This is a genomic window from Arsenophonus endosymbiont of Bemisia tabaci Q2 (genome assembly GCF_902713415.1).
Lineage (GTDB): Bacteria > Pseudomonadota > Gammaproteobacteria > Enterobacterales > Enterobacteriaceae > Arsenophonus.
This window is the reverse complement of record NZ_CACTIE010000319.1, coordinates 1-802: the sequence shown is the minus strand read 5'-3', so window position 1 is coordinate 802 and position 802 is coordinate 1. Positions and strand designations below refer to the sequence as shown.

The following is an 802-nucleotide window of genomic DNA, read 5'->3' as shown; positions in this document are numbered from 1 at the left end:
GCCAGATCTTAATCCAATTGAACATAAATGGGCACAAGCTAAATGCAAAAAAAAGAGCGCTCGGATGCGACACAGATATTTTGTTCGCACTCAATATGGGTGTAATCAAAATTAAGTCGCTTAGCTATATCAAGAAAATTCTTCGTGAGGCGCGTTGTTAATGGCGATTATTGGATTAGGTACTGATCTGGTTGAAATTGTACGTATTGAGCAAATTATCAAGCGTTTAGAAGAACGTCTGGCGAAACGTATATTGTCCGCGAAAGAGTGGCGACAATATCAACATCATTCTCAGCCAGTCCGTTTTTTGGCTAAGCGTTTTGCGGTCAAAGAAGCAGCAGCAAAAGCTTTAGGCACGGGGATCCGAAACGGTTTAGCGCTTAATCAATTTGAAGTTTTTAATGATCAATTAGGTAAGCCAGGGCTTAATTTATTAGGACAAGCAAAAATATTGGCTGATTCTTTAGGTGTACAACATATCCATGTATCATTATCTGATGAACAAAATTATGCTTGTGCCACTGTGATTATGGAAAGTTAAATTTTATCGGCATGATGTAATAGGACAAATTTATCCCATAACTTTTCTTCTGTTTCAGAATTATCAGGATCTTTTAAAATGGTATTGTTGATCGGACAAACAGATTGGCAAGTTGGCTTATCATAGTGGCCAATACATTCAGTGCAAAGATTGGGATTGATTTGGTAAAATTCTTCTCCCATTGAAATCGCTTCATTTGGGCATTCTGGTTCACACATATCACAATTGATACAGCGTTGAGTAATTAATAAAGACATAGCA

3 protein-coding genes are annotated in these 802 nt (G+C 37.3%); 2 read left to right on the top strand and 1 reads right to left on the bottom strand.

Annotated elements, in window-relative coordinates; all coding sequences use genetic code 11:
* Nucleotides 1–17 precede the first annotated feature (17 nt).
* Together ARSQ2_RS11705 and acpS are read left to right on the top strand one after the other, a co-directional pair.
* Nucleotides 18–161: a hypothetical protein gene (locus ARSQ2_RS11705; RefSeq protein ID WP_181995388.1), complete on the top strand. Its 144-nt coding sequence runs from the start codon at nucleotides 18–20 to the stop codon at nucleotides 159–161.
* The gene (gene acpS, locus ARSQ2_RS11700) at nucleotides 161–541 is read left to right on the top strand and encodes a holo-ACP synthase (protein ID WP_181995387.1); all 381 of its coding nucleotides are present in this window, start codon (nucleotides 161–163) and stop codon (nucleotides 539–541) included. Before ARSQ2_RS11705 ends, acpS begins: the two co-directional genes overlap by 1 nt.
* On the opposite strand, the gene ARSQ2_RS11695 is transcribed toward acpS, so the two are convergent.
* Nucleotides 538–798: a YfhL family 4Fe-4S dicluster ferredoxin gene (locus ARSQ2_RS11695; protein ID WP_181995389.1), complete on the bottom strand. Its 261-nt coding sequence runs from the start codon at nucleotides 796–798 to the stop codon at nucleotides 538–540. The genes acpS and ARSQ2_RS11695 overlap by 4 nt on opposite strands.
* Nucleotides 799–802 lie beyond the last annotated feature (4 nt).

What these genes read in the sequence shown, in the direction of transcription:
- acpS (WP_181995387.1), top strand. Translation starts at nt 161, where the DNA reads ATGGCGATTATTGGATTAGGTACTGATCTGGTTGAAATTGTACGTATT.
- ARSQ2_RS11695 (WP_181995389.1), bottom strand. Translation starts at nt 798, where the DNA reads ATGTCTTTATTAATTACTCAACGCTGTATCAATTGTGATATGTGTGAA.